Origin of the sequence: Erwinia sorbitola (assembly GCF_009738185.1) — a bacterium.
GTDB lineage: Bacteria > Pseudomonadota > Gammaproteobacteria > Enterobacterales > Enterobacteriaceae > Erwinia > Erwinia sorbitola.
The window spans coordinates 2,409,193-2,433,069 of the sequence record NZ_CP046509.1; the positions used below are offsets into that span (position 1 = coordinate 2,409,193).

Here is a 23,877-nt window from a genome sequence, read left to right on the forward strand (position 1 = left end):
AAATGGGGGATATGTATAGCGCAGGCGGGGGAATTCGTAAGCGTAGCGGGAAGAAAAAAAAGGGACAGGGGCCACCATGGCTTGATGGCCCCCATAACGGAGGTAACTGACTGAATTACTTCTTAGTCACTTCCCATTTCCCATCAACATAGAAGGCAGTCCAGCCGGTGGCTTTCCCGTCTTTTTCTGTGCTGACGTACTGCTGTTTAGTTTTACGACTGAAACGTACGATAGCTTTGTTGCCTTCGTCATCAGTGGCTGGCGCATCCGCCAGGTAACGCAGTTTTTCCGGTAAACGATCGCGGAAGCGTTGCAACTCCTCCACCTGCGGCGCGCGCGTTTCACGCGATTTCGGGAAGGTATTGGCCGCAAGGAAAACACCCGCTGCACCATCACGCAGAACGAAATAGGCATCCGACTTTTCACACGGCAGCTCAGGCAACGGCACCGGATCTTCTTTCGGTGGAGCGACTTCACCGCTGCGCAGGATTTTACGCGTGTTCTTGCAGTCGTCATTTGTGCAGGACATGTACTTACCAAAACGCCCCATTTTCAGGTGCATTTCGGAACCACATTTCTCGCACTCAACGATCGGGCCATCGTAGCCTTTGATACGGAATTCACCCTGCTCTATCTCATAGCCATCACATTCCGGGTTATTACCGCAGACGTGCAGCTTGCGCTGAGGGTCGATCAGATAGCTGTCCATTGCGGTGCCACATTTCTGGCAACGGCGACGGGCGCGCAGTGCGTTTGTTTCCGCATCATCACCCTCAAGAATGTTCAGTACTTCATTCTCAGGGATCAGGTTAATGGTCTGCTTGCAACGTTCCTTCGGCGGCAGCGCATAGCCAGAGCAGCCGAGGAACACCCCGGTACTTGCGGTACGGATACCCATCTGACGGCTACAGGTCGGGCACTCGATAGAGGTAAGCACCATCTGATTAGGCTGCATTCCGCCCTCTTCCGGGTCTTTCTCTGCCTGCGCCAGTTGCTCGCTAAACTCACTGAAGAACTGATCCAGTACCGCTTTCCACTGCGCTTCGTTCTTGGCAACTTTGTCGAGATTGTCTTCCATATGAGCGGTGAAGTCATAGTTCATCAACTCACGGAAGCTCTCTTCCAGGCGGTCAGTAACGATTTCACCCATTTTTTCCGCGTAGAAACGACGGCTCTCCACCTTCACATAACCACGATCCTGAATGGTCGAGATGATCGAAGCATAGGTAGAAGGACGGCCAATTCCACGTTTTTCCAGCTCACGAACCAGCGAAGCTTCGCTGAAACGCGCAGGCGGTTTGGTGAAGTGCTGACTTGGCAGCAGCTGCTGAAGGCTCAGTTCACTTCCAACTTCAACATCTGGCAGTACGCGATCTTCATCACCTTTACGCAATGCAGCCATCACTCGCGTCCAGCCGTCAAAGCGTAGCGTACGCCCTTTAGCTTTCAGTTTGAAATCTGCCGCTTCAACGGTCAGCGTGGTGGAGTCATATTGCGCTGGCATCATCTGGCAGGCAACAAACTGGCGCCAGATCAGCTGATACAGCTTCTGCGCGTCAGCTTCCATATCTTTCAGCTGCTCGGACTGCACTTTCACATCGGATGGACGGATGGCTTCGTGCGCTTCCTGAGAATTATCTTTGCTGCTGTATACGTTGGCGGCCTTCGGCAGGTATTTATTGCCGAACTCATCTTCAATGTAGCCGCGCACCATGCTGACAGCATCCTGACTCAGGTTGGTTGAGTCAGTACGCATATAGGTAATATGACCAGCTTCATACAGACGCTGGGCCATCATCATGGTTTTCTTCACGCCAAAGCCAAGACGGGTACTGGCCGCCTGCTGAAGCGTGGAGGTAATAAATGGTGCACCGGGTTTGCTGCTGGTTGGTTTATCTTCACGATCAACCACCATGTAGCGGGCTTTCTCCAGCAGGCTGACAGCGGCATAGGTCTGCTCGCGGTTTACCGGACGGAAAGGTTTATCACCCTGGTGCGTAACCTGCATGGGCAGATCCACCCCTTTCGGCGTGGTCAGGTCTGCGTTGAGATCCCAGTACTCTTCAGGAACGAACGCTTTAATTTCACGCTCACGCTCAACCACCAGCCGTACAGCTACCGACTGTACGCGCCCGGCGGAGAGACCTCGGGCCACTTTCTTCCACAGCAGTGGTGAGACCATGTAGCCAACCACGCGATCCATAAAGCGACGCGCCTGCTGGGCATTTACGCGGTCGATATTAAGTTCGCCGGGCTTTTCAAATGCCTGACGAATGGCATTTTTGGTAATTTCGTTAAACACCACGCGACTGTAGCGTGATTCATCTCCACCGATCACTTCCCGCAGGTGCCATGCAATGGCTTCCCCTTCGCGGTCGAGATCCGTTGCGAGATAGATATGGTCAGCTTTCTCAGCCAGCGCCTTAAGTTCAGCGACAACTTTTTCCTTACCTGGCAGGATTTGATAATTCGCTTCCCAGCCGTGATAAGGGTCGACGCCCATACGGTTAACTAACGCCGTCTTTTCGTCTTTTTTGACCTTTTTTGTTGTTTTACTGGTTGTAGAGTCAGCGCTCTTTTTAACTGTTGATCCACTGGTCGGCAAATCACGGATATGACCTACGCTGGATTTCACCACGTAGTCATTTCCGAGATATTTATTGATCGTTTTGGCTTTTGCCGGGGACTCAACTATTACGAGAGCTTTTCCCATAGTTACCTTTACCTGATTAAAACATCCGAGAGTAAGTTGTGCCGTTTTCACTTGTTACATCGCACATTGACGATAGGGTTATCGGGATAACAGAATCAACCCGGTTAACTTTTTATCAATTGCAGCATAAAAATGCGCATTGCAACCAGTTGATTAACGGTACTTTTTACCACCTGTTAAGCGAATCTCTAACAAAGCGTAAAGTCTGTTTTACGCCCGGAACCCGAAACGCCCACACTGTACCTGATAAAATCTGTTACGCAACTTAATTAGCATCCAGCCCCCATTTACGCCAGGAAAGGCGGAAAAAAAGAGAAAAATTTGTTCAGCCTGTTCCTGCTCCATAGTACAACAATGCGTTACGCATACACTTAAGCGCGCTGCTCTATAAAGGAAGGAAAAGTCGCTGTACGCGGGGATGCTGCCCGGAAACAGACAACCATCTGATAACACCTGGATTTTTCCACTTGAAGGGTCTGCTGCCGTTTATTACATTTACTCACCCGGCAAGCCATTGCAGCTGCGGAAGTAAGGGTTGCCTTAGAGTGAAATTGCTTCTCTTTTATGGAGATCGCTCTCCTGTTCAACAATAATGGAATTCACATGACTACCTTGATTTATCAGGATGAAAAATCCCACAAATTCTGGACAATCGAACAAAAAAAACAGGAACTCCATCTTAGCTGGGGACGTGTGGGAACTCAGGGTCAAAGCCAGATAAAAAGCTTTGAAGACGATGAACAGGCAAAAAAAGCGTGCGAGAAGTTAATAAAAGAGAAGAGCCGCAAAGGCTACATGGCACCAGGCAATGAGGCTTCAGCGCCCAGCGCTACCAACACCGTTGTTGCTGCCACGTCCGCTAGCGTGGTGCCAAAAACTCAGGCAAAAACATCCCCTCCTGTAACTGCTGATGATCTGCCCTCTGCCCATACCGCGACAACGCCACTAAGTGTCAACACCCCCGTATGGCTGAGTGAAGCAGACACTATCGCGCTGCCGCAGAAACTGTCTGTACTGGCGTTAAGCCATCGTGACAGGCCGCTTCCTCCCGCAGGGAAAGTTGAAGAGCCAGCGGAACAGCTGCGTCGTCTGAAGATACTGAGCCAGGAAACGAAAAAGAACGGCGGCCTGACTCTGGATGGAAGCAGCTGTGACGGCAACTGGCAGCAGGCGATTGCCGCAGCTCAGAGATGCCTTGCCAACGCAGAGGCGCTGCCGCAGGACTCACCGATGGCTGGCGCAGTTATGCTGAAAATCAATCAGAGCTATGGCGGGCGTGAAGCCGCGCTGCTGATCGATGCCATCGTCGCCAGCTATGGTCTGGACTATGCCGTAGAGATGATCATCGCCAGCACGCAAATCGGCCTTAATCGTGATTACCACAGCCGTGGCGTTTCGATCCATCCGGCAGATACCCCCCCTGCCGGTTATCAGCAAAATATCGTCGATCATGAATTACGTCTGCGATGGCACCTCTCCGCCGCGCAGCCCGAGGTATGGCAACGCTGTGCCGATTGCCTGCTCGCCGCTCTGCCGCAGATCCCGCTATGGCGCCAGCCGCTGGTAGCGCTGCTGCTGCCTGAACGCCCCGAACTGGCCAACGGGATTATTCAGCGAGCTGCCGGTGACCGCGAACTCTGTGCGCTGGAGTGGCTGAAAGTCACTGCCACTGACCCGGAGGCGCTGCAAGCGCTGGAACAATACCAGGCACTGGATGTGTTTGATAGCTGGTATTACGGGGAAATAGTGACCAGTACGCTACTGCTGGAGCAGGGCGTGTGCGCTCTGCCCCGGTTAACCCCCTATGCCCACGGCGACCGCTGTGGCGAGGTGGTGATGCACGTTAATCACCCGCAGGCGCTGGCGATGTTAATCGGGGCAGCCGGTAAGGGTAAACGCTGTTACGAACGCGCTGCTAAAGCCAGCAAGCGCTTCCCGCACGCCGCATTTGCTGCACTGGTACAGCTGCTGAATGGCAAAGAGGATGCCCTGTGGCGAACTCAGCTGCATGCCCTGCTGCATAACCAGCCACAGCTGGCGGCAGAGGTTACCCCCTGGCTTACCGCTGAAGAACAGGCGCTGGTCTCCGGCAGCCAGCAACGGCTGTTTGTAAAAACCGACAGTGCCAGCGCCGATATGCTGCCTGCGATACTGGTTGCTCCGCCGTGGATCAGTAAGAAAAAAACGGGAGCTATTCCAGAGCTGGCACTAGCTGTACAGCCGGTAGCGCCTGTGTTTGAAGGTGTTGCTGCGGATCAGCTGGCGATGTGGTCACATCACCGCAAGCTGAAAATTGCCGGTCTCAAAACAGAAGAGATCCTCGCCCGCCTCGGCTTTAATACATGGAATAAATCGCTGCCGGAAACCACTGTGCAGGCGTGGGAAGAGGATAACTATACTCAGCTGATTGCCGACTGGGCAACCAATCACCCGCACTATGCTGGCGACTGGAATCTCTATATTTTACCTCAGCTACCCCGCGAAAAAGCCCTCGGTCTGTGGAGCGTTCTCAGCAGTGAGCACCACACGGGTATCGCGCCGGTGATGTCACATTTCGGCCTCGACGCGCTGCCCGGATTTATCAACAGCGTAGCCCGTCAGCCTCAGGAGGCGCTGCCGGTGGCAATTGCTGTGGGCAGTACCGATCTGGCACCGCTTATCGCCCGTGCTTATTCTAAACTGAAAACTCTGCGCGAGGATGCGCGCCGCTGGCTGCTGAAATATCCGCAACATGCTGTGGCCGGTCTGTTACCGGTGGCCTTCGGCAAAGCGGGAGAAGCCCGGGATAATGCCCGTCTGGCCCTGCGGCTGCTGCTGGACAACGGGCATCAGGCGCTGCTTGAAGAGGTTGCCGGGCGCTATCAGCAGCCGGAAGTGCTGGCAGCGGTAAACGCGTTAGTGCAGCTCGATCCGCTGGACGATTTCCCGGCAAAACGCCCTGCGCTGCCGGATTTCTGGCAGCCGGTGCTGTGGACTCGCCCGCAGCTGCATAACGGTAAAACACTGCCTGAAGAGGCCCTGACGCATCTCGGCACTATGCTACGTTTTCCGACGGAAAATGGCCTTTATCCGGGACTTGAACAGGTTAAAAAAATCTGTACTCCAGCTTCCCTGGCTGCCTTTGCCTGGGATCTCTACACTGCGTGGATGGCTGCCTCCGCCCCACCGAAAGAGAGCTGGGCCTTCAGTACCCTCGGGCTGTTTGGTAATGATGACATCGCCCGTCAGCTTACGCCGCTGATCCGCAGCTGGCCCGGTGAATCCCAGCATAAACGCGCTGTTGCCGGCCTCGATATTCTGGCGGATATTGGCTCAGATCTGGCGCTGATGCAGCTTAACGGCATTGCACAAAAGCTGAAGTTTAAAGCTCTTCAGGAACGGGCACGGGAGAAAATCAGCCAAATCGCCGAGAAACGCGCACTGAGTGTCGCGGAACTGGAGGATCGTCTGGCCCCGGATCTCGGGCTGGATGATAACGGCTCGCTCCTGCTCGATTTTGGCCCACGCCAGTTCAACGTTAGCTTTGATGAGACGCTGAAACCCTTTGTACGTGACGGCAGCGGCAGCCGTCTGAAAGATCTGCCGAAACCAAACAAGAGTGATGATGTTGAACTCGCCGCTGAAGCGGTCAATCGCTATAAGTTACTGAAAAAAGATGCGCGCACCATCGCCAGTCAGCAGGTTGCTCGCCTGGAAAGCGCCATGTGCCAGCGCCGCCGCTGGACGGAAGCGCAGTTTAATCAGTTCCTGGTGGGCCATCCGCTCATCGGTCACCTGACCCGGCGGCTGGTATGGGGGGCCTATGATGCCGATGACCAACTGCTGAACTGCTTCCGCGTGGCGGAAGACAACAGCTACAGCACCGCCGATGATGATCTCTTCACCCTGCCGCACAACGCCACGCAGATTGGCATCCCACATATTCTTGAGATGCCGGCTGAAGATGCCGCCGCCTTTGGTCAGCTGTTTGCTGACTATGAGCTGCTGCCGCCGTTCCGTCAGCTGGATCGTAACCGTTATCTGTTGAGCGCTGAAGAGCAAAAATCCACTGATTTGCAGCGCTGGCAGGGCAGGCTTTGCCCGAGTGGCCGTCTTGCCGGGTTGACCAGCAAAGGCTGGCTGCGCGGTGTGCCACAGGATGCGGGCTGGATCTGCTGGATGCTCAAACCGATGGGAAATATGACGCTGGTACTGGAAATGGGAGAAGGCCTGGGCGTGGGCATGGCACCGGATGAATTTAACAAGGAGCAGACGCTGGCCAGTATCTGGCTGTGGCACGGCGATGCACACCAGTACGGCTGGGGACAGCAGCATCCGCAGAAGCATCCTTTTTCGCGTTTGCATCCCGTCACTGCCAGTGAAATGCTGAGTGATATTGATGCGCTGTTTGACTAATGCCTGATACCCGATATCTAAGGAAAGACCATGTCTGACATGTTACAGCGTCCCCCGGCTGCCGTACTTTACGCCGCTGAACTGGCGCGGCTCAAGCAGGATGACAGCGGCCCACGGCCCCCCGGCTGGCAGCTGAGTTTACCGGCTGCGCGGGCGTTTATTCTGGGGGATACTGCGCAGGATATCAGTACAAAAGTGGTGACATCAGTTGCCAGCGTCGAACGCATGCTGGTTACCCTCGCCACCGGGCGCGGGCTGATGCTGGTCGGCGAACCGGGTACCGCAAAGTCGCTGCTGTCGGAGCTGCTGGCCACCGCTATCAGCGGCGATGCCGGGCTGACTATCCAGGGTGGCGCATCGGTGACAGAGGATCAGATCAAATATGGCTGGAACTATGCCCTGCTGATCAACCAGGGTCCGTCCACCGAAGCGCTGGTACCGGCACCACTTTATCAGGGGATGCGCGACGGTAAAATCGTTCGATTTGAGGAGATCACCCGCGCACCGCTGGAAGTACAGGACTGCCTGCTGGGGATGCTATCCGACCGTGTAATGGTGGTGCCGGAACTGCATGGCGATGACAGCCAGATGTATGCCCGCGAAGGCTTTAATATTATCGCCACCGCTAATACCCGCGATCGTGGCGTTAACGAGATGAGCGCTGCGCTTAAACGGCGCTTTGATTTCGAGACCGTGTTTCCGATCATGAACTTCCAGCAGGAACTGGAGCTGGTTGCCAGTGCCTCGTCCCGGCTGCTTACACACAGCGGTATCCCACATAAAGTGCCTGATGCCGTGCTGGAACTGCTGGTGCAAACCTTCCGCGATCTGCGCAGCAGCGGAGAGAGAAAAAGCGCAATGGACAGCCTGACTGCCATTATGTCTACCGCTGAGGCGGTGAACGTGGCGCATGCGGTAGGCGTTCGCGCCTGGTTTCTGCAACAGCGTGCCGGTGAACCAGCGGATCTCGTGGAGTGCATCGGCGGCACCATCGTCAAAGATAATGAAGAGGATCGTGCACGCCTGCGGCGCTATTTTGAACAGCGCGCAGGCAGCCGTAAAGAGCCGCACTGGCAGGCCTATTATCAGGCGCGCCACCGGCTGCCATGACAACTCCGCCCCTCTCCGCTGCGGAGTTATTCCCGTCTCCCGGTGAACCGCTGATCCTCGGTATCCGCCATCACAGTCCCGCCTGCGCCAGGCTGGTTCAGCGCAGTATTGAACAGTTACGTCCGGCCTGGGTACTGATTGAAGGGCCTGCTGATTTCAATCAGCGGCTTGATGAGCTGCTGCTGCCGCATCAGCTGCCCATCGCCATCTACAGCTACTGCCAGTTTCAGGAGCAGGATGCCCCCGGTGTTGGCGCCTGGACGCCGTTTGCCGAGTGGTCACCGGAATGGCAGGCGCTGCATGCGGCGCGACGGTGCAGTGCTGATATCCGCTTTATCGATTTGCCGGTATGGGCGCACGCCAGCGATGACGAGGCTGACGACGACAGCCAGCACTATCAGCAGCGCCAGCAGGCAATGATTGAAGCCTGCGGAATGGAGAGCAGCGATGCGCTATGGGATCATCTGTTTGAGGACGAGTCTCAGCAGCGTGAGTTACCTGCGGCACTGAACCTGTGGTTCCGGCAGCTGCGTGACGGGTGCAGCGGCAGCGTACAGGATCGGCAGCGCGAGGCCTATATGGCGCGCTGGATCGCCTGGGCCATGGCTCAGGACAGCGGCCCGGTGCTGGTTATTTGCGGCGGCTGGCATGCGCCGGTTCTCACCAGCCTCTGGCGGGGATATGCAGAATCGACTGAGCCTCCTGCCCCTGAGGCAGTGATTTCCGGCGCGGTTACCGGCAGCTATCTGACGCCCTACAGCGAAAAACGACTGGACGTGCTGGCGGGCTATCTCTCGGGTATGCCCGCTCCGGTATGGCAACAGTGGTGCTGGCAATACGGCCAGCGGCAGGCCGGGGAGCGTCTGCTGGAGAGAGTTTTCACCGTGCTGCGCCGCCAGCATCTGCCCGCCTCCACGGCGGATATGGCTAACGCCATGACTCAGGCATTAGCACTGGCGGCGCTGCGCGGGCACCGGCTGCCGCTGCGGAATGACTGGCTGGATGCGCTGGCAGGCAGCCTGATTAAAGAGGCGCTGAATACCCCGCTGCCATGGAGCTATCGCGGGCCATTGCAGGCTGGTACCGACCCGATCGCGATCGTGCTAATTGATGTGCTGGCAGGTCATCGTTTTGGCGTACTGGCCGCCGATACGCCGCAGCCGCCGTTACCGCGAGATGTCGCTAACGAGCTGAAACGGGCAGGGATCACACTGCCCGTCACGCTGACGTTAAATCGTTTTGATACCCCGGGGCTGCTTCAGAGCCAGGTGCTGCACCGGCTGAATGTGCTGGAGATCCCCGGCATTAGCTGCCTGTTGGGTACTACGCTGGCGCTTTCCGGCGACGGCGAAGAGCAGTGGGCGTTGACTCAACCATTGCAGCAGCACGCCGCGCTAATTGAAGCAGCACGCTACGGCGCAACTCTTGAAGAGGCCGCGCGCAACCGGCTGGAGTCGGCGCTGGCAGACGCCAGCGGTATCGCTGCGCTGGCACACTGGCTGCAACGTGCCGCGCTCGCCGGTCTGTCCTCATTCAGCCAGCAACTGCTGGCGCAGCTGGAACAGCAGATCGCGCTGGAAAGTCAGTTTGAAGAGATGGGGCCAGCGCTGGAGATCCTCTACGCGCTGTGGCGTCACGATACCCTTAACGGGATGCGCGATGCTGCGATCCTGCTGACCACCCTGCGCGCGGCCATTGAACGTACGCTGTGGCTATCGGAGTCCACCGGGTTGATTGACCCGACGCAAATCAATGCCCATCTGCACAGCTGGCAGGCGCTGTGCCACATTCTGCGCGATGAACAAAATAATCCTCAGCAGCACGACGGGCTGGTACTGCTGCCCCGTGCGCTGGCGGTACTGGAACGCCGCTTTTGTGCCGCTGATGCCAGCGCCCTGAGCCGTGGCGCAGCGCTGGGGGCGTTAATTCGTCTGGAACACGCCAGCGCTGATGCCCAGGCGGCAATCATGCTGCTGGAGGGGCTGCCAGCGGCACGTTTAGGGGAAGCGCTGCACGGGCTGATCGCGCTGGCCCGTCATCAGCTGGCCTCACATCCGGCTTTCATCGCCGGGTTTAACCGGCAGCTGGAACAGCTGGCAGACGATGAGTTTATCGCCGCCCTGCCCGATCTGCGCGCCGCAATGGCCTGGCTGCCCCCGCGTGAGCGGAAGGCTCTGGCGCGTCAGGTGCTGGAACACTTCCAGATCTCACACCTGCCGGAGCATCTGTTACAGCAACCGCTGCCAGAAGCCTGCTCTGCCGCCCTGTATCTTCGCCACCAGCAGCAGGAACAACGCACAGCCGACCAGCTGCGCGCCTGGGGCATACTCTGAGGGATCCTGATGCCTGAATTCTCCGATATATTAACCAGCCGGGAGCTGCAACGCTGGCGGCTGATGCTTGGCGACACTGCGGATGAGAGTCTCGGCGGCCTTGATGAACATGCCCGGGCTGTAGATAACGCGCTGGAGTGGCTGTATGGCCGCGATCCCCAGCGCATTCAGCGTGGTGAACGTCATGGCGGGAGCGGAGGATCCCAGCTCACCACCCCGGAATGGATCAATGCGATTCATCAGCTGTTTCCTGCGGAGGTGATCGAAAGGCTGGAGAGCGATGCGGTATTGCGTTTCGGCATTGATGATGTGGTGACCAATATTGAGGTTCTGGAGCGTATTGTTCCCTCTGAAGGGCTGCTGCGCGCTGTGCTGCATACCAAACATCTGATGAATCCCCAGGTTTTACAGGCCGCGCGCCGTCTGGTTCGTGAGGTTGTGGAGCAGATCATGGCGCGGCTGGTGACCGAAGTACGCCAGGCCTTTTCCGGCACCCGCGACCGCCGCCGTCGCTCTCCTGTCGCCATTGCGCGCAATTTTGACTTCAAAGGCACGCTGCGCGACAACCTTCATCGCTGGGATGCGCAGCGCGGAAGGCTCTATATCGAATCACCGGTATTTATCAGCCGCGTAAAACGTCACAGCGAAAAATGGCAGCTGATCCTGCTGGTCGATCAGAGTGGTTCAATGGTGGATTCGGTCATCCATTCGGCAGTGATGGCGGCCTGCCTTTGGCAGCTGCCGGGGATCCGCACCCATCTGGTGGCCTTTGATACCAGCGTAGTTGACCTGACTGCGGACGTGCAGGATCCGGTAGATCTGCTGATGAAAGTTCAGCTCGGAGGGGGAACCGATATCGGCAAAGCGGTGCAGTATGCCCGGCAGCTGATTGAGCAACCGGAGAAGAGCGCCATTGTGCTGGTCAGCGACTTCTTCGAGGGTGGATCGCCCTCGCTGCTGGTCAATGAGGTGAGAAAGTCCGTGCAGAGCGGCAGTAAAGTGCTGGGACTGGCAGCGCTGGACAGTAAAGCCGCTCCGAGCTACGACCGTGATATGGCCCGGCGGCTGGTCAATGCCGGCGCACAGATTGCCGCTATGACGCCGGGTGAGCTGGCAGCGTGGCTGGCGGAGAATTTGCAATCATGAATACCGCGCTGCGCAATGAGCTGCTCGAACTGACCCCGCAGGCGTTAATTGCCCTCAGCAATGCCGGTTTTGTTAAACGTAGTCAGAAAGAGATCGCTGCCGGAAATCTGCCATCGTTCAACGAAAACGATGGCGTGCTGACGGCGCAGTTTAACGATGGCACTCTCACCCGCCTGAGCCGAGGCCAGACGCTGAAGGAGGCGGACTGTAGCTGTAGCGCCAGCGGCATGTGTCGTCATCGGGTGATGCTGGTGCTCGGCTATCAGCAAATATGTGCCGGGATCCCCCCCTCCGCTCCCGCCCGCTGGCAGCCCGGGGAATGGCTGGCCGGGCTGGCATCGCTGCCTGCCGCTACTCTTAAGCGCGCACAGCAGCTGGCGGAAAAAGGCCTGGTCGTGGAACTTAACTGTACGCCCGGCGCGGTACCCGCCGCCAGACTGCCGATGAGCGATGTGCGTTTCTTCTCCCGCAGCAGCATCCAGTTTGCCCGCTGTGACTGCGTTGAAGGCACGCTATGCGAACATATTGTGCTGGCGGTGCAGGCCTTCGCCGCTGCCGAAGCGCGTCACCCTGACTTTGAGCAGCTTGTCTGGCAGCTACAGGAGGATCGTCCTGATAATCCCCTGCACCATACAGAAATCGACGCGCTTCTGGCGCAGCTGAATCAACTGAGCTACACGCTGTGGAGCGGCGGCATCAGCCAGCCCGCAGTGACCTTTTCACCGCTGCTGACTCAGACACAGCGCAGTGCGCAGCAGGCAGGCTGGCGTTGGGTTCAACTCTGTTTACAGCAGACGGCTGAGGGGATCGAGCACCTGCACCAACGCGCTTCACACTATCGCGCCGGATCGTTTCTCAGTCAGTTTGCCGGGCTGACAGCTCGTCTGCTGGCGGCGCGCGAGATGGCACGCGTTGCTGCGGAGGGCGAGACGCCCGTTCAGCCCTGGCGCAACATTGTCGGCCTGGGGATCCAGGAACAGGTCAGGCTCGATCATCTGCGGCTGGTGTCGCTGGGCATGGAGAGCTGGCAGAACGATCGGCATTACGGGGTAATCATCTGGTTTACCGATCCGGATACCGGCAGCGTTATGCATTTGTCACGCCAGTGGCCAGTGGCGGAACAGCAGAATACACCAGGCTGGCAGCGGCGCATTGCTGGCTTTCAGGCGGAAATGCTGGCAGGCGGACAGATTATTTCGCAGGCGGCGCAGCGTGATGCTCGCGGTGAGCTTCATCTGAACGCTCGTGACCGTTTGCATACGGTAGCCCCCCTGACGCCCGCCGCCTGGGAGATGCCCGATTTTCCCCTGTGTCAGCCGGGTGCGGCGGCACTGCGCCGCTTCCTGCTTCAGCGGCAGCCCGCCTTTACCCGCCCGCTTAATCAGAGCGATGACCTGTTTATTCTCCCGCTGGGGGAATGCCTGAATATCCGCTGGGACGCCGGACGTCAGACGCTGGAGGCTGAAATCATCAGTGGAAGTGCGGAAAACGGGGAAGACAACATTCTGCAACTGTCACTCAACGCCACCAGCTCTGCACCGCATGCTATTGACTGTATGTTCAGCCTGCTGCAACAGCAGGACGATCCTCCCTGTAAGGTTTCAGGGCGAGCCTCGGTGGTCGACGGCATACTTACGCTGGAGCCGCTGGTCATCATGACCCGACAGCGTGCCTGGGTGCTGCACGCCGGAGAGCATCCGCAGCAGAGGTTACCTTCCGGTACTGCTGCCAGCCCTTTACCCTGCACGGTGCAACTGCTGCAACGCTGCCAGCAGATGTTGATCCAGTGGTTACATAACGGGCTTCATCATCAGGAACAGCGGGTCTCTCGTGAGGCAGAGTCTCTGGCGGAGGCACTCAGCGGATATGGATTTGAACGACTGTCGCGCCTGCTGCGACAGCTGCCAGCGCTGTTAAAAAGTGCGGAACATCAGCAGCTGGTCACTACACTGAGCGCAATTGTGCTGCTGCGTGACGGGCTGGAACAGCAATATCTGCTGGCACCGCAAAACGAGGACGTCAGCTCAAAGCATCACGCCCGCAGAAGCGGGCGTGCTATGCATTACAGTAACGGTTTATCACCACGCTGCCAGATACGCAGCAGCAGACGCTCTACGCTTCCCGTGGCGCTGTCGGTAAAACGGCTCATCACGCTTTTGCGCCGGGCGTAACGCACGCCGATCACCTGATGTTTATCCATCCGATCGATAATCAGATCGTCGCTGGTGCTGATGGCATCCACCAGACCTTTGTCCAGCGCCTGCGAACCGTACCAGTGTTCGCCGGTGGCCACGCTATCGATATCCAGTGACGGACGCATCTGATGAACAAACTGCTTAAACAGCAGATGAGTTTCATTCAGGTCTTCACGGAACTTCTCACGCCCCTGTTCGGTGTTTTCACCAAACAGCGTCAGCGTACGTTTGTACTCACCAGCGGTATGCAACTCAACATCAATCTCATTGCGTTTCAGCAGGCGATTAAAGTTAGGGATCTGCGCGACAACGCCAATGGAGCCGATGATAGAAAACGGCGCAGCAACAATACGATCCGCCACGCAGGCCATCATATAACCGCCGCTGGCTGCCACTTTATCTACCGCTACCGTCAGTGGAATCTTTTTCTCACGCAGGCGCTGTAGCTGGGAAGCTGCCAGACCATAACCATGTACCACGCCGCCCGGGCTTTCCAGACGCAGCAGAACTTCGTCGCCAGGAACTGCCACGGCCATCACCGCAGACACCTCTTCACGCAGCGAGGAGACTTCACCAGCATCCATACTGCCTTTAAAATCGAGTACGTAGAGTGTGGGTTTTGCAGCGTCAGCGGGACGGCCAGCTTTAGCCTGCTGTTTCGCAGTTTTTGCTTCGAGCTTCTCTTTTTTCTTCTGTTCTTTATGCCACAGTTTTTGCTGGAACGGCTTCATTTTCGCCAGCCGCATAGTGTCCTGCATCTCAGAGTAGCGTTCATCCAGATGGGTAAGCTTCAACTGGCCGCTCTGAGCGCGTTTACGCATGGCAAGGTTAGCAATCACCACGGCGATGGCGGCAATCGCCACCACCACGGTGACCGTCTTAGCCAGGAAAAGTCCATAATAAGAGAGTAAGTCCACTCAATCCGCCTTGATTTACATTGTGTTAGAGATACGCTTAGTGTAGCGGAGTCCTGCTGCGGAGTCGCCTGTTGACAGAGACAGAACGGTAAAATCTGGCAGCATCATTGAACTCGCCGCCGTTTTCAGGCATAAAACATTTTTATTCAATCCGCGCAATGGCTTACATCAGGCGAAAATAGCAGCCATAGCCGGATAACGCCCCAATCGCCAGAGGATCTTCACGTGCATTATCAACCGAAAAGCGATCTGCTTAACCACCGGATTATTCTTGTGACCGGGGCCAGCGATGGCATCGGGCGTGAGGCCGCCCTCACCTATGCCCGCTACGGCGCACAGGTGGTATTACTGGGACGTAATGCCGAAAAATTGCAACGGGTGTGTGATGAAGTTAATCAACACAGCAAGGCACCGGCGCTGTGGTTTACCCTCGACCTGGAAACCGCGACCCCGGAAAGCTGCCGCGAGCTGGCAGATGCCGTTGCCGGGCAGGTTCCTCGCCTTGATGGCGTACTGCATAACGCCGGGCTGCTAGGGGATGTGGTACCAATGGCTCAACAGGATCCGGCAGTCTGGCAGCAGGTGATGCGGGTGAATATTGACGGCACATTTTTCCTGACGCAGGCGCTGCTGCCTCTGCTGCTCAAATCTGAAGCTGCCTCGCTGGTGTTTACCTCGTCGAGCGTTGGCCGCCAGGGCCGTGCGGGCTGGGGAGCTTATTCCGTGTCGAAGTTCGCTACTGAAGGCATGATGCAGGTGCTGGCAGAAGAGTACGATCCGCGTCAGCTGCGGGTAAACTGCATTAATCCCGGCGGTACCCGCACCAAAATGCGCGCCAGCGCCTTCCCGGAGGAAGATGCCAATAAGCTGAAAACTCCGGCCGATATTATGCCGCTCTATCTGTGGCTGATGGGCGACGACAGCAAACGCAAAACCGGCCTCAGCTTTGATGCCCAGCCCGGTCGCAAACCAGGAGCCGCAGAATAATGTCTTCCGATCGCCATCAACAGCGCCAGCAGCGGCTGAAAGAGCAGGTGGACGCACGTATTGCTGCCGCCACGGATATACGCGGTATCCTGATGGTATTTACCGGCAATGGTAAAGGGAAAACTACCGCCGCCTTTGGCACCGCAACCCGCGCCGTGGGGCATCAAAAAAGCGTTGGGGTGATCCAGTTTATTAAGGGGGAATGGCCAAACGGTGAGCGTAACCTGCTGGAGCCTCACGGCGTTGAGTTTCAGGTGATGTCCACCGGCTTTACCTGGGATACGCAAAACCGTGAAACGGATACTGCCGCATGCCTCAAGGTTTGGCAGCATGGCAAACGAATGTTGCAGGATCCGGCGCTGGATCTGGTGGTACTTGATGAACTGACCTACATGGTGAGTTTTGATTATTTACCGCTGGAGGAAGTGATTGAGGCGTTGCAGCAGCGCCCTGCCCATCAGAGCGTAATTATTACCGGACGAGGCTGCCATCGGGAGATTCTTGAACTGGCGGATACCGTCAGCGAAATGCGCCCGGTTAAACACGCCTTTGATGCCGGAATTCAGGCGCAACAGGGTATTGACTGGTAAACGTAACGCATAAAAAAAGGGATCCGCAGATCCCTTTTAACGCACGGCTTAAATCAGCCCTGCTGACGCTTAGACGAGCGGCGGTTGCTGCCCGGCTTGGTCGTTTTAGTCGCTGTGGTGGTATGGCGCTTCACCGCACGGCGAATCTGGTTCGCTTTCGTACGACGGCGATCTTTCTCCACCGGCACTTTGCTGACCGTTTCCGGTGCCAGACCCACCAGCTCACGCAGGTAGTTGGTCGGCTGTAAATCCAGCTCCGTCCAGCCGCCACGCGGCAGGCCTTTCGGCAGATCGATATCGCCGTAGCGAACACGAATCAGACGACTCACCTGCACACCCACCGCTTCCCACAGGCGGCGAACTTCACGGTTGCGCCCTTCAGTCAGCGTGACGTTATACCACTGGTTAATCCCTTCACCACCGGTGAATTTAAGGGTTTTAAATGCCGCCGGGCCATCTTCTAACTGTACGCCACGGCTTAACAGTTTAATCTTCTCGTCATCAACAGCACCAAACACGCGCACGGCGTACTCACGCTCAACTTCACGGCTTGGATGCATCAGACGGTTGGCCAGCTCGCCATCGGTAGTGAACAGCAGCAGGCCACAGGTATTAACATCCAGACGCCCGACGGCGATCCAGCGTGCACCACGCAGCTTCGGCAAGCGGTCAAACACCGTTGGACGGCCTTCAGGATCGTTGCGGGTACAAAGCTCGCCTTCCGGCTTGTAATACGCCAGCACGCGGCAAACTTCGCTAATGGATTCACTAACGGGCACCACATGGCCGTCAACACGAATTTTCATTGATGCGCTTGGCTCAACACGGTCGCCCAGTGTGGCCAGCTTGCCATCGACGCTGACGCGTCCGGCAGAGATAAGGGTTTCGATTTCACGACGGGAACCGTGCCCGGCGCGCGCTAAAACTTTTTGTAACTTTTCGCTCATGGAGCTGCCTCTTTGTCGCCTTCCCAGGCGTCATGGTGAAAACATAATTTCTTTTGTTTTCAATAACTTAAGTTGTGTATCACGTGCCATTATACAGCCTTTTTACCACTGTGTAACCTGATTTGTTATCAGCAATTAAGCACCAACATCTGCTGTGGATGTCTTTTTACTCTCAGCTATACGGATGCAGCATACCGCACCCCATAAACAGCGTACGCACAGATCCCCGCCCCCGGTGAGCTAATACATTACATTTAAAAGATTTATCAGTGAGCGTGCTGAATGAAATGAAAAAAACTTACTATTGGCGGCCTTTTCTAAAAATTCATCTCAAAAGTAATTAACTGCAATTACAGCGGGTTACTTAACGCTATTATCCTGCCGGTTCAACGCCCTCAGCCCGCCCCCGCTCTGGCTGTTACTCAATTCACTGGGTAAGCCGTCACCTGGCAGCCTGCCATTCCATTTTTTTGTGATTTTATGGTCTCAAACACTAATTCTACGCATAATAGTCGTTATTTTATGCTGTCATAACCGATACCTTCAGATAGAGCAGTGATTTTAATATCAAATAATCAGCTCATTAATATAGTGGATTGAGTTAATTCTGGATTAACCGGCCTTTTAGGATTAAAGCCATCTTATTAATTCCACCCGATAATTAGTTTGTGTAGAATTCATGCAGGAAACAGATCGTCATACCAATAAATAGTTAAATATAAATTATCAAACGCGTTAAGCGTAAAAAAATAAAATCTTCATTTTTACTTTTCGTTAATTGCAGTCCTCAGGAGCAAAACTCCTGAAAAAATACGCTGAGTTACGCTCAGTATCGGCATTACACGTCGTTACTCCTCACCAGGGATTTTACTGACGTGTCCGACAAAGTGTGATCATTATGAAAATTAAAAACACCCTGCCGGTGTTAGCATTGCTAATGCTGACCGGCTGCTCTGTAGGCAAATATGACTACAGCAGTGAAGCAATGAAACATGTGGATATGAACTTTACCGGCATTCCGACCATTCTTGGTATCGGTTCGCTGGGCAGCAGTATCCCCATTACTCCCGAGTACAGCCTCACAGCAGCACATGTGGCGAAGCTATCCGTGCAGCGGGTAAAGGCCTATCATCCCTACTGCGACCTGGCGATTATCTACCATAAAAACGACCTCAAAACGCTGCCGAAATTTCGCGACGGTGCCATTGGCGAACCGGTGAAAATGTACGGTTACAGCTTTATTTCCGCCATGCCGGTTGAGTCAGCAGGCGTGAATCTGGCGCTGACAGGTATCCGTAATGAGTGGAATAAACGACCGTGCGTAGCGATGGCATCGAATGCCGGGGTAGTAAAAGGCATGTCGGGCGGTGCGGTATATAACAATGATGACACCATTGGTGGCGTGATTGTCGGCTTTGCCAACGAAATAAAACGACCGCGTAAATCTCCAGTTCCACTTAAGGATGTATCGCTCTACATTCCGTATAAGGATTTTAAAGAGTGGCTGTCAAAATCAACATCGTAATAACAATAACTGAGAATTAATAACAGGCCATAACTGGCGGCCTGTTATTTATTTCTCACAGAAAAGGCTGGATATCCCCCACGCCTTCGCGGATCACTTCCGGGGTATTTTCCGTTAAATCAATTACGGTGGTCGGCTGCTGTCCGAGATAACCGCCATGAATAATCAAATCCACCTGCTTGCCAATTTCATCCTGGATCGCTTCAGGATCGGACTCGGTAAAGTCATTACCCGGCAGCATCAGTGAAGTTGACATCATCGGCTCATTCAGTGCTTCCAGCAATGCCAGCGCAATCGGATTCGACGGTACACGCAGACCGATAGTTTTGCGTTTTTCGCTCATCAGACGCCGTGGCACTTCTTTGGTCGCTTTCAGAATAAACGTGTAGTTACCCGGCGTGTTGTTCTTGATCAGACGAAAGGCCGTGTTATCCACATGCGCATAGGTCGAAAGCTCAGAGAGATCGCGGCACATCAGGGTAAAGTTATGATTTCCGTCCAGCTGACGAATACGGCAGATACGCTCCATGGCGTTCTTGTCTTCCAGCTTACAGCCCAGTGCATAGCCGGAATCGGTCGGATAAACAATCACACTGCCCTTGTTGAGCATTTCAACCGCCTGTTTGATCAGACGCGGCTGAGGATTATCCGGGTGAATATAGAAAAATTGACTCATCACACACCTCTTGTTTGCACGTCACTGCTACAAACCTGATTTACAATTTCAGGAAAACGATGCCATACCGCTTCTACGCCGCCGGGCAGCCACAATTTTTTCCCCAGCTCAATCCAGGGGCAGGCCTGATGAAAATCAGACCCTTGTGATGCCGCCAGCTGATAATCCTGCGCATAGCGTGCCAGCTGCTGACGCTCATTAGGCGCCTGCTGACACTGGGCGACTTCCATCGCCTCGCCACCCTGCTCACTGAAGTGAGCCAGCAGGCGTTTCAGCCATTTTGCTGAAAGCCCGTAGCGCCCCGGATGGGCAACTACCGCACGGCCGCCAGAATGGTGAATGGCATCAATGGCTTGTTTAATTGTACACCACTGCGGCGGGGCGTAACCGGTTTTCCCCCGCGCCAGATAATTTTTGAATACCTGCTGCATGGAGTCTGCTTTTCCGGCGCCGATCAGGAAACGGGCAAAATGCCCGCGTGTGATCGCCCCGCCTTCCGCCAGCGCCAGCGCACCGGCCAGAGCGCCCGGGATATGTGCTTTCTCCAGCCGCTCCGCTATCAACATTGCCCGCGCCAGACGCCGCTCTCCCTGTTCTGCCAGAAAAGCGATCATTTCCGGGTGGTCGATATCGATGCCGAGGCCAACGATATGAATTTCATGATTTTCCCACAGCGTAGAAATTTCAACGCCATTGATGAGTTGCAGCGGCAGTGAATGACGCGCTATCGCTTCACGGGCCGCTTTAATGCCATCGGTAGTATCGTGGTCGGTTATCGCCAGCACGCCAACGCGCTGCTCCACTGCCCGCAATACCAGCTGCTCCGGTGTCAGTAACCCGTCGGAAGCCCGTGTATGGCTGTGAAGATCGTAGATAGAAAAAGCGCTGGATGGGGTGGCAACTGCGGTCAAGACAACTCCGGAAAACAGGGAAAATTATCGCAGCATGATACCGACATTTCTCCCTAAGGGAAAAAGAGTATTGACTTTTTTGCCGCGAACCAGTTAACTAGTACGCAAGTTCACAAGCAAGGTATCTGTATCATGACATATTCACTCTCTCTGATGACTGGTTGGTGGCGTACTTCTCCCTGAAGGGCGAGGTTGTCATGCACGGTCAATACCTGGTGCAGATACTCAAGCCCGCCTGAAGCGGGCTTTTTTTTGAGCAAAAAACAGAGAACATCACATGCAAAATGCCAAACCTACAGTGAAGTTGATCACCGGCAACGCACCTTATCGCGAAGATCCTGCGGCTGTTTTTCATCAGCTTTGTGCTGCGCGTTCCGAGACGCTGCTGCTGGAATCAGCGGATGTTGACAGCAAATGCAACCTGAAGAGCCTGCTGATTGTCGACAGCGCCCTGCGCATCAGCGCGCTGGATAACCGTGTACAGGTACAGGCACTCTCTGAAAACGGTCGTGCGCTGCTGCCGCTGCTGGATGCAGCCCTGCCGGAATCAGTTGAAAATCAGGTGCGCCCTGATGGTCGCGAGCTGGTGTTCCCGGTTAACCATGCTTTCCTTGATGAAGATGCTAATCTGCGCGCGCTGTCAGTGTTTGATGCACTGCGGCTGATCCCTCAGCTGGTGAATTCTCCGGCGCAGGAGCGCGAAGCGGTTTTGCTGGGTGGCCTGTTTGCCTATGACCTGGTGGCGGGCTTCGAGTCACTGCCTGAGTTAAAAAATGAGCAGCGCTGCCCGGACTACTGCTTCTATCTGGCAGAAACACTTCTGGTAATTGATCATCAGACGCAAAGCGCCCGTCTTCAGGCCAGTCTGTTTACCCATGCCCCCTCCGAGTTTATCCGCCTGCAAAGCCGCATTGAGCAGTTGCACGGTCAGATGCTGCAACCGGCCAGCCCGCTGCCGGTGCAAACCGTTGAGCAGATGAGCCTGAGCGTCAGTCAGAGTGATGAAGATTACTGTCAGGTAGTGCGCCAGATGCAGGAAGCGATTCGCGTGGGTGAGATCTTCCAGGTGGTGCCATCGCGCCGCTTCTCTCTGCCCTGCCCGTCGCCGCTGGCGGCCTATGACACCCTGAAAAACAGCAACCCCAGCCCGTATATGTTTTTTATGCAGGATCGCGAGTTCAGCCTGTTTGGCGCTTCGCCGGAAAGCTCACTGAAGTATGACGCCACCAGCAATCAGATTGAGATTTACCCGATTGCCGGAACCCGCCCGCGCGGACGCCATGCGGATGGCTCCCTCGATCGCGATCTCGACAGCCGTATCGAGCTGGAGATGCGTACCGATCATAAAGAGATGGCAGAACACCTGATGCTGGTCGACCTGGCGCGTAACGATCTGGCGCGCATCTGCGAACCGGGCACGCGCTATGTGGCTGACCTTACCAAAGTCGATCGCTATACCTTTGTGATGCATCTGGTGTCACGCGTTGTCGGCCAGCTGCGAGCGGATATTGATGTGCTGCACGCCTACCGCGCCTGTATGAATATGGGCACCCTGAGCGGCGCGCCAAAAGTTCGTGCCATGCAGCTGATTGCCAAAGCCGAAGGTACCCGTCGCGGCAGCTACGGCGGTGCGGTCGGTTACTTCACCGCCAGCGGCGACCTGGATACCTGCATCGTGATTCGCTCCGCTTATGTTGAAGACGGCGTCGCGACAGTACAGGCAGGAGCTGGCGTGGTTCTGGATTCAAATCCGCAGGCAGAAGCGGATGAAAGCCGTAATAAAGCCCGTGCAGTTCTGCGTGCAATCGCCACTGCCCACAACAGCAAGGAGATGTTCTGATGGCCGATATTCTGCTGCTCGATAACTTCGACTCATTTACCTATAACCTCGTCGACCAGTTACGCGCCTTTGGCCATAACGTGGTGATTTACCGTAATAACGTTCCGGCCGCGCAGCTGATTGAACGCCTGCAACAGATGGAAAACCCGGTGCTGATGCTGTCACCCGGCCCGGGCGCGCCCTCAGAAGCAGGCTGTATGCCTGAGCTGCTGAAGGCGTTACGCGGTCAGCTGCCGATTATTGGCATCTGCCTCGGCCACCAGGCGATTGTCGAAGCCTACGGCGGCCATGTGGGTCAGGCGGGAGAAATTCTGCACGGGAAAGCTTCTGCCATCAGCCATGATGACCAGGGCATGTTTGCGGGTCTGAACAACCCGCTGCCGGTAGCGCGTTACCACTCGCTGGTAGGCAGCAACATCCCCGACGGGCTGACGGTTAACGCCACCTATAACGGCATGGTGATGGCCGTCCGCGACGACGCTAACCGCGTCTGCGGCTTCCAGTTCCACCCGGAATCCATTCTTACCAGTCAGGGCGCACGCCTGCTGGAACAAACCCTTGCCTGGGCGCTGGCGTGATCGAGGAGATAGCGATGAATACTATTCTGGAAAAACTTTACCAGTCCGAGATCCTGACGCAGGCAGAGAGCCACCAGCTGTTTTCCGCGATTATTACCGGACAGCTGGAACCAACACAGCTGGCAGCGGCGCTGATTGCCATGAAAGTGCGCGGCGAACAGCCGCAGGAAATTGCCGGTGCGGCCACCGCTTTGCTGGAAGATGCGAAACCCTTCCCGCGTCCGGATTATCCTTTTGCCGATATCGTCGGTACCGGTGGTGACGGCAGCAACAGCATTAATATCTCCACCGCCAGCGCTTTTGTCGCCGCGGCCTGTGGGCTTAAAGTAGCCAAGCACGGCAACCGCAGCGTTTCCAGCAAATCAGGCTCGTCAGATTTACTGGCCGCTTTCGGCATCAGTCTGGATTTACCTGCGGAGAAAGCACGTCAGGCGCTGGATGAACTGAACGTCTGTTTCCTGTTCGCCCCGCAGTATCACAGCGGTTTTCGCCACGCGATGCCGGTGCGTAAAGAGCTGAAAACCCGCACGCTGTTTAACGTGCTTGGCCCGTTAATTAATCCGGCACGCCCGCCGCTGGCAGTCATTGGTGTTTACAGCCCGGAGCTGGTGCTGCCGATTGCCCAGACGTTAAAAGTACTGGGCTACCAGCGTGCGGCGGTGGTTCATGGTGGCGGGATGGATGAAGTGGCCCTGCACAGCGCAACCCATGTGGCTGAACTGCGTGACGGCGAGATCACCAGCTACCAGTTAACTGCTGAAGATTTTGGTCTGAGCAACCACCCGCAGGAGGCGCTGGCCGGGGGTTCTCCGGAAGAAAACCGTGACATTCTGACGCGTTTACTCCAGGGTAAAGGCGAGCTGGCGCACGAAGAAGCCGTGGCGGCAAACGTCGCCCTGTTGCTGAAAATTTTTGGTCATGAAGACTTACGACAGAATGCACAACAGGCGCTGAAAACCATTCGCAGCGGCAAAGCCTATGAGCATGTAGTCGCACTGGCAGCAAGAGGATAAT

Annotated in this window: 13 protein-coding genes, 2 pseudogenes and 1 other annotated feature; of the genes and pseudogenes, 10 read left to right on the top strand and 5 right to left on the bottom strand. The window is 55.9% G+C overall.

The annotated features are described in order from the left end of the window. Window positions 1-115 precede the first annotated feature (115 nt). Entirely contained in the window at window positions 116-2,713 is a 2,598-nt protein-coding gene (gene topA / locus GN242_RS10735; protein WP_154751094.1) for a type I DNA topoisomerase, read from the bottom strand. Between the two features lie 603 nt (window positions 2,714-3,316). On the opposite strand from topA, the gene GN242_RS10740 reads away from it, so the two are divergent. From GN242_RS10740 to GN242_RS10760, 5 genes and pseudogenes are all read left to right on the top strand, one after another. Then, window positions 3,317-7,108, top strand: a complete 3,792-nt coding sequence (locus GN242_RS10740; RefSeq protein WP_156287459.1) for a DUF4132 domain-containing protein — start codon at window positions 3,317-3,319, stop codon at window positions 7,106-7,108. A 30-nt stretch (window positions 7,109-7,138) separates the two neighbouring features. Next, entirely contained in the window at window positions 7,139-8,218 is a 1,080-nt protein-coding gene (locus tag GN242_RS10745) for an ATP-binding protein (RefSeq protein WP_156287460.1), read from the top strand. After that, on the top strand, window positions 8,215-10,551 hold the full coding sequence (locus GN242_RS10750; RefSeq protein WP_156287461.1) for a DUF5682 family protein: 2,337 nt from the start codon (window positions 8,215-8,217) through the stop codon (window positions 10,549-10,551). The genes GN242_RS10745 and GN242_RS10750 overlap by 4 nt, the downstream gene beginning before the upstream one ends. 9 nt (window positions 10,552-10,560) lie before the next feature. Beyond that, window positions 10,561-11,697, top strand: a complete 1,137-nt coding sequence (locus GN242_RS10755; protein ID WP_156287462.1) for a vWA domain-containing protein — start codon at window positions 10,561-10,563, stop codon at window positions 11,695-11,697. Further along, window positions 11,694-13,679 (top strand): annotated as a pseudogene (locus GN242_RS10760) (YehQ family protein); the annotation flags it as partial. The gene GN242_RS10755 and the pseudogene GN242_RS10760, both read left to right, overlap by 4 nt. 80 nt (window positions 13,680-13,759) lie before the next feature. Here GN242_RS10760 and sohB read toward each other — a convergent pair. Then, window positions 13,760-14,809, bottom strand: a complete 1,050-nt coding sequence (gene sohB, locus GN242_RS10765) for a protease SohB (RefSeq protein WP_156287464.1) — start codon at window positions 14,807-14,809, stop codon at window positions 13,760-13,762. A 225-nt stretch (window positions 14,810-15,034) separates the two neighbouring features. Between sohB and GN242_RS10770 the strand changes: the two genes are divergently transcribed. Both GN242_RS10770 and cobO read left to right on the top strand, forming a co-directional pair. Continuing rightward, complete coding sequence (locus tag GN242_RS10770) at window positions 15,035-15,796, top strand: YciK family oxidoreductase (RefSeq protein WP_156287465.1); 762 nt, start codon at window positions 15,035-15,037, stop codon at window positions 15,794-15,796. Further along, on the top strand, window positions 15,796-16,386 hold the full coding sequence (gene cobO / locus GN242_RS10775) for a cob(I)yrinic acid a,c-diamide adenosyltransferase (RefSeq protein ID WP_156287466.1): 591 nt from the start codon (window positions 15,796-15,798) through the stop codon (window positions 16,384-16,386). The genes GN242_RS10770 and cobO overlap by 1 nt, the downstream gene beginning before the upstream one ends. Before the next feature lie 53 nt (window positions 16,387-16,439). On the opposite strand, the gene rluB is transcribed toward cobO, so the two are convergent. Continuing rightward, window positions 16,440-17,333 (bottom strand): 23S rRNA pseudouridine(2605) synthase RluB, encoded by an 894-nt coding sequence (gene rluB / locus GN242_RS10780; protein WP_154751087.1) that lies wholly within the window; start codon window positions 17,331-17,333, stop codon window positions 16,440-16,442. An 898-nt stretch (window positions 17,334-18,231) separates the two neighbouring features. Here rluB and GN242_RS10785 point away from each other — a divergent pair. After that, window positions 18,232-18,858 (top strand): S1 family serine peptidase, encoded by a 627-nt coding sequence (locus GN242_RS10785; RefSeq protein WP_154751086.1) that lies wholly within the window; start codon window positions 18,232-18,234, stop codon window positions 18,856-18,858. Between the two features lie 55 nt (window positions 18,859-18,913). Here the strand turns inward: GN242_RS10785 and GN242_RS10790 are convergent, their stop codons facing one another. Together GN242_RS10790 and rnm are read right to left on the bottom strand one after the other, a co-directional pair. Next, window positions 18,914-19,534 carry an L-threonylcarbamoyladenylate synthase gene (locus tag GN242_RS10790; protein ID WP_154751085.1) on the bottom strand — a complete coding sequence of 207 codons (621 nt, stop codon included), beginning with the start codon at window positions 19,532-19,534 and terminating at the stop codon, window positions 18,914-18,916. Beyond that, window positions 19,534-20,445, bottom strand: a complete 912-nt coding sequence (gene rnm / locus GN242_RS10795; protein WP_156287467.1) for an RNase RNM — start codon at window positions 20,443-20,445, stop codon at window positions 19,534-19,536. Before rnm ends, GN242_RS10790 begins: the two co-directional genes overlap by 1 nt. Window positions 20,446-20,601: 156 nt before the next feature. Then, window positions 20,602-20,699: a sequence feature (Trp leader region), on the top strand. Between the two features lie 23 nt (window positions 20,700-20,722). On the opposite strand from rnm, the gene GN242_RS10800 reads away from it, so the two are divergent. Further along, the gene (locus GN242_RS10800) at window positions 20,723-22,285 is read left to right on the top strand and encodes an anthranilate synthase component 1 (protein ID WP_156287468.1); all 1,563 of its coding nucleotides are present in this window, start codon (window positions 20,723-20,725) and stop codon (window positions 22,283-22,285) included. Further along, a pseudogene (gene trpD, locus GN242_RS21780) lies at window positions 22,285-23,876 on the top strand (bifunctional anthranilate synthase glutamate amidotransferase component TrpG/anthranilate phosphoribosyltransferase TrpD). Before GN242_RS10800 ends, trpD begins: the two are co-directional and overlap by 1 nt. The last annotated feature ends 1 nt before the right edge of the window (window position 23,877 follow it).

Coding starts and splice junctions, on each gene's coding strand:
- topA (WP_154751094.1), bottom strand. CDS start 2,713: ATGGGAAAAGCTCTCGTAATAGTTGAGTCCCCGGCAAAAGCCAAAACG.
- GN242_RS10745 (WP_156287460.1), top strand. CDS start 7,139: ATGTCTGACATGTTACAGCGTCCCCCGGCTGCCGTACTTTACGCCGCT.
- GN242_RS10750 (WP_156287461.1), top strand. CDS start 8,215: ATGACAACTCCGCCCCTCTCCGCTGCGGAGTTATTCCCGTCTCCCGGT.
- GN242_RS10755 (WP_156287462.1), top strand. CDS start 10,561: ATGCCTGAATTCTCCGATATATTAACCAGCCGGGAGCTGCAACGCTGG.
- GN242_RS10790 (WP_154751085.1), bottom strand. CDS start 19,534: ATGAGTCAATTTTTCTATATTCACCCGGATAATCCTCAGCCGCGTCTG.
- GN242_RS10740 (WP_156287459.1), top strand. CDS start 3,317: ATGACTACCTTGATTTATCAGGATGAAAAATCCCACAAATTCTGGACA.
- rluB (WP_154751087.1), bottom strand. CDS start 17,333: ATGAGCGAAAAGTTACAAAAAGTTTTAGCGCGCGCCGGGCACGGTTCC.
- GN242_RS10800 (WP_156287468.1), top strand. CDS start 20,723: ATGCAAAATGCCAAACCTACAGTGAAGTTGATCACCGGCAACGCACCT.
- GN242_RS10785 (WP_154751086.1), top strand. CDS start 18,232: ATGAAAATTAAAAACACCCTGCCGGTGTTAGCATTGCTAATGCTGACC.
- cobO (WP_156287466.1), top strand. CDS start 15,796: ATGTCTTCCGATCGCCATCAACAGCGCCAGCAGCGGCTGAAAGAGCAG.